We start from the raw sequence: 4585 nt of genomic DNA, 5'->3' as shown, positions 1-4585 counted from the left end.
AGATAAAAACATACCCGTCAGTTTTCGAAAAAACACGAAAACTGACGGGCTTTTAATGAACTATGAATAATTCAGGTGATCATATAGTAGTTTAAGTCGATCGTTGATTGTTTCATTTCCTCGATAGCGTAATTTGGCATATTTTTTAATATCTTTTATTGGCATACCTGTTTTCTTTAATCTTTTAATAAAATCGATCCATTTTACATCATGGTCTGTATATTGCCGTCGGTTCACATTATCGCGTTTTGGTACTATTAATCCTTCCTTTTCGTAGTACCTGAGCGTATCAACGGATATGTTTACAATTCTTGAAAATTTACCTATTCCATAATTCAATTTTTCTACCTCCTTGACATTGAGTACACTCCAGAATTTAGAATAATGTTATCAAAATTTTAGTTTAATCATAATAGGTTTTCAATTATTTTCAAGGAGAAATTTTATGGAGAAAAGTTTTCAAGTATCTGATGTTGACCGAAAAGTCCTCGGGACATGGACGAATAATCCTTACGTGGCTTTAAACAGTTTGTTAACGAGACCAGGATTGGTTCTAAATATACGATCCGGAACGAAAATATATCAATATCAACAGTTAAGTGAAGCTGATATAATACGGTATCCCAAGTACAAGAGTTATGACGATATATTTCAGCGGCTTGCACCAATTATAAAAATGAAAATCTTTAATCAACCTTTGCTAGATGATATGGTGGTTGGCCATGGTTACGCTCATGGATATAGAGTTGCGAGGCTCGTTATGATTGAGTCCTTAATGCGAGGATATACACAAACACGTAGCAAAGCTCTAATGCTAGCCGCCTTTATTCATGATATTGGTAGAAGCTGGGCTAACCTAAATGATGAAAATCATGGAGGTAAATCTGTCCAATTATTTACTCGGCTATTGAACTCTGACCAGCTTACTTCTCGACTAGTTAATGAAAGATTGTTTAACGGGCAACTGCCTAATATTACAGAGGACGATATTGAGATAATAATAAGCATTGTTAAAAATCATAGTCGTTCAGTACCTGAAAAAGCAGATAGATTAATTGATTCAAGCTTAGTTCTAAGGGAGGTTTCTGATGAAAGTATATTAGAAGACTGTGATGCGTTAGATAGAATTAGATTTAAAAACAATTTAAATATTAATTTTTTGCGTAATAAGGAAAGCTTTAGATTATTCCTCTTAGCAAGTAAGCTTATTTCATTAAGATGATTGAAACTAACAGCAAAATGCCTTAATTAAGTTTTGGAAGTATATTCGGATTGATTTCAGTACGAACCGGGCTTTACATGAAAACAATTTAATATATTGTAAGTTAATCTATAGCTTCTTTTGACTGCTATAATAAACATTGGAGGTGCTAGCAATGACAACAATTTATTTAGACCCTTCAAAAAAGAAGGAACAGATCGTGCAGCTGTCGGATGGTAGTCGCGGTGTCATGCAGGCGAAGAAACAAAAAGGTGGCGTGGCTCATGACTTTGAATTTTATAGCCACTTGCACCCAAGCTTCTTGGTGACTCATGCGCCAGTTAACGGAGATGTTGAGACGGTTCATTCAATTGATGGTGAACAGCAGTTTAAGTTTCAGTGGAATTGATAGATTTAGATCAATCTTATTTTTCAGTTATTCTTGATGAAGATAAAGCGACTTGGCCAACAAGTCGTTCCGACAATATAAGCCAATCACCCAACCATTCTGAATTTGAATGTCTGGGTGACTGGCTTATGTTGTAAAACTAACTATTCTTATATCTTGGCCTCAGCTGGATCCTACTGCAAACGCAGGTGATAAATAAGCTTGTACTTCGGTTGGGGTTCGCCAATCTGAGTTCGGCGGTCGTTGGCCGGATGAAGGTGCTTGCTTTCCTGCTCCTCACAGTCACGAAGGGTCAGCAGCATCTTTGCTTCGCCATCCCCGTTGGCGGCTCGAAATTCTAGTTCGTTTCTGGCAAATCTGGCAACCATCGCTTCGGAAAAGCAATGGGGATGTAGTTTTTGAAAAAGATCGTAATTACTTTCGTTTTCCATTAGTCAATTTCACTCTATGTAATAACTTCAAATTTATAAATACACGACTATAACGTTATTATTTTCTGTTTGTGAAGTCAATATTGACTATGGGCTTGAACCGTGAAAGAGGTTCGCTGAAAACGGTTTAATAAATACTTAATAATCCTAGAATCCCTGTGGTCATTGAGGATAGCCGCTTAATCAGAAAAGGTCAGAGTAATTTTCTTGACTCTTTGTGAATTCGCGGTAAACTTATGACAATTTCCTAAAAGTTTATCGGGAAATAAATCAAGAAAAGAGGTATTCAATGACACTTTTAATTTTAGCCATGGCAGCCGTTGCCGGTTACTACTACTTCAAAAACACCCAATCACGAACTCGGACTAACCGTTATCAAAGTACCCAGGATCCGCACGCATATGCGTATGCTCGTAATGAACATCCAGAAATTTTGGATAAGGGGCAGGGCACTGGCCGACCGAGAAAAAATATCAATTAAGTGAGCAATCCTTAATCATGAATATCATGGATTAGGGAAAGTTAACGACTAAAATCAGCCCAAAAAGTAGCCCCATCAAAGTCGATCGTCATTGACTTTGATGGGGCTACTTTTTGGAATTCTTGATGTTTGTGGTGAATTGCTGCAAATCTACTACAGACTAAGCTAAATGATGATTATAGACGTAATTCATCAACGAACGGGTTTCGGTAAACTCGTTTTCATCGTGCAGGACAACCGTGATGATTCGGTCGTGACCTGATTTGCGGCCAGTGCCGACAAAGCAATAACCCGCAGGAATGGTGTAACCGGTTTTTAAACCGTCAACCTTGAGAGATGCTTGGTAATACTTGCGACCGGGCAATAAATTATTGTAGTTGTACAGCTTTTGACCACTAACAGTCATTGATTTAACAGATGCGTCGGTTAACACGTCGTTGAAATCAGTGACGTAATTCTTGGCGATTTTGGCGAGATCATTTGACGATACCATATTGGCGTTAGCGCCGCCGATGTTATAGCCATATGGTGAAAGGCTATTCTGTTCCATCCCTGAAGATGAAACAAAGTGGGTGTGCTTTAATTTCCACTCTTTTGCCTGGGCATTCATCATTGAAATGAACTTCTTGTTGTATTTGGGGGTTGAACCGCCTGCCACCCATTGGCCTAACGCAATGGCCGCGTTGTTTGATGATTCAATCAAGCCGGCCAAGTATAACTGCCGAACAGTATAGGAATTCTTGGTAAACTTGAAGCCACCAAAGACGCTGGATTTGCCAAGCTTTTTCAGCCCGGAATTGCTGGTATTAACCTTTGAACTCCAAGTTCCACCGCCGTTTTCAATCTTTTCGCGAACGAGGTAGAGGGTCATTAATTTGGTTAACGAAGCAATTGGTCTGGCAGTATTACCTGCCTTGGACCAAACAACTTTATTTGTGTTAACATTCAAAGCCGTTGCGGACTTGGCATATGTAACGGTTGGTCCCTTTGCGTTAGCAGTGGTCGCTTGGGTACTCAGGCCGATTCCAAACGTAAACACTGCGGCGCATGTGACGAAGGCTGTTTTCAGCCATTGATTCATTTTCATTCTGACACGCTCCTCTTTAACTTACTGTTGAAAATTGTAACATGGTGAGCATGCTGCATTCTACGTTTTAACTAAACTGTAAAGGAGGGGAGTTCGAATCAATTTAGCAAGGAACTCAAAAGCGCGACAAAAAAGCGATCCGAAATTAGATCGCGTGTTGCTGGTACATAATATTAATATTTTTGAAATAATCGGGAAATTCAGAAATCACCGACTGCTGTTCATTGAGCATCAGTTCAAGGTGATCGTAGATTAACTTTTCTGCGTTATCCGGGTCATGCTCAACCAGGGAGTTAATAATTGCCTGGTGTTCGCTGGTTAATACAGTGAGTGGCAGTTTATGATCATATACTCGGAGTAGCCGATAGCGGTTGAGGTCGGTACTAAAGGTCAACTGCCAATCCCAAATGGCCAATTTATCTGCAAATTCGTACATCTTGCGGTGGAATTTATTATCTAGATTGAACGACAAGTTGATGTCCTCATCAAGAGCGGCACTATTTTGCTGAGTGACGATATTTGCAAGTTCGTCAATTTGAAATTTAGTGGCAGTGCTGGCGACTGATCTGACAATCGTTTTCTCCAGTGTTTGGCGGACAAATCTTGCATCCAAGGCGTTTTTTAAATTAATCTTTGTAACGTAAGTACCACTTTGAGGCATTGAATACAATAACTGATCACGCTTCAACCGCAACATGGCCTCCCTGACAGGCGTTCGACTAACCCCCAATTGCTCCTCGAACTGTTTGTCAGATACCTGTTGGCCTGGATGAAGCTTTAAGGTCATAATCTGGTTATAAATGGTATGATAAGTTTTATCCTGTAAACTCTCCAAGTTATCCCCCGTCTTCCATGCCAAGTATTTGAACTTATGGTAACACAGAAGGCAAAGCTTGAGTGAGTCAACCACTCCTGAATAAATTCAGGAGCTTGTGAGAATAACACCTCACGGTGTCACGACCACAATTTGCTTAGA

General features: G+C 39.5%; 6 protein-coding genes and 1 pseudogene. 3 read left to right on the top strand and 4 right to left on the bottom strand.

Annotation, left to right across the window (positions count from 1 at the left end):
- Positions 1-81 precede the first annotated feature (81 nt).
- Positions 82-339 (bottom strand): annotated as a pseudogene (locus QUF07_RS13300) (MerR family transcriptional regulator); the annotation flags it as partial.
- A 106-nt stretch (positions 340-445) separates the two neighbouring features.
- Here QUF07_RS13300 and QUF07_RS13295 point away from each other — a divergent pair.
- Both QUF07_RS13295 and QUF07_RS13290 read left to right on the top strand, forming a co-directional pair.
- Positions 446-1222 carry an HD domain-containing protein gene (locus tag QUF07_RS13295; protein ID WP_217342428.1) on the top strand — a complete coding sequence of 259 codons (777 nt, stop codon included), beginning with the start codon at positions 446-448 and terminating at the stop codon, positions 1220-1222.
- A gap of 154 nt (positions 1223-1376) precedes the next feature.
- Entirely contained in the window at positions 1377-1610 is a 234-nt protein-coding gene (locus QUF07_RS13290; RefSeq protein WP_289427882.1) for a hypothetical protein, read from the top strand.
- A gap of 173 nt (positions 1611-1783) precedes the next feature.
- Here the strand turns inward: QUF07_RS13290 and QUF07_RS13285 are convergent, their stop codons facing one another.
- The gene (locus QUF07_RS13285; RefSeq protein WP_217165456.1) at positions 1784-2041 is read right to left on the bottom strand and encodes a hypothetical protein; all 258 of its coding nucleotides are present in this window, start codon (positions 2039-2041) and stop codon (positions 1784-1786) included.
- Positions 2042-2330: 289 nt separating this feature from the next.
- Between QUF07_RS13285 and QUF07_RS13280 the strand changes: the two genes are divergently transcribed.
- A complete protein-coding gene (locus QUF07_RS13280; protein WP_056983294.1) occupies positions 2331-2522 on the top strand; it encodes a hypothetical protein in 192 nt (63 codons plus the stop codon).
- Between the two features lie 160 nt (positions 2523-2682).
- On the opposite strand, the gene QUF07_RS13275 is transcribed toward QUF07_RS13280, so the two are convergent.
- Together QUF07_RS13275 and QUF07_RS13270 are read right to left on the bottom strand one after the other, a co-directional pair.
- Complete coding sequence (locus QUF07_RS13275) at positions 2683-3609, bottom strand: D-alanyl-D-alanine carboxypeptidase family protein (protein ID WP_217165464.1); 927 nt, start codon at positions 3607-3609, stop codon at positions 2683-2685.
- Between the two features lie 145 nt (positions 3610-3754).
- Positions 3755-4444, bottom strand: a complete 690-nt coding sequence (locus QUF07_RS13270) for a GntR family transcriptional regulator (protein ID WP_217165466.1) — start codon at positions 4442-4444, stop codon at positions 3755-3757.
- Positions 4445-4585 lie beyond the last annotated feature (141 nt).

This window comes from Lentilactobacillus sp. TOM.63 (assembly GCF_030361045.1).
Classification (GTDB): domain Bacteria; phylum Bacillota; class Bacilli; order Lactobacillales; family Lactobacillaceae; genus Lentilactobacillus; species Lentilactobacillus dabitei.
This window is presented reverse-complemented; position numbering and strand designations above follow the sequence as displayed.

Bases quoted from the DNA above. Each gene is read 5' to 3' on its own strand.
- QUF07_RS13295 (WP_217342428.1), top strand. From the start codon at position 446: ATGGAGAAAAGTTTTCAAGTATCTGATGTTGACCGAAAAGTCCTCGGG.
- QUF07_RS13290 (WP_289427882.1), top strand. From the start codon at position 1,377: ATGACAACAATTTATTTAGACCCTTCAAAAAAGAAGGAACAGATCGTG.
- QUF07_RS13285 (WP_217165456.1), bottom strand. From the start codon at position 2,041: ATGGAAAACGAAAGTAATTACGATCTTTTTCAAAAACTACATCCCCAT.
- QUF07_RS13280 (WP_056983294.1), top strand. From the start codon at position 2,331: ATGACACTTTTAATTTTAGCCATGGCAGCCGTTGCCGGTTACTACTAC.
- QUF07_RS13275 (WP_217165464.1), bottom strand. From the start codon at position 3,609: ATGAAAATGAATCAATGGCTGAAAACAGCCTTCGTCACATGCGCCGCA.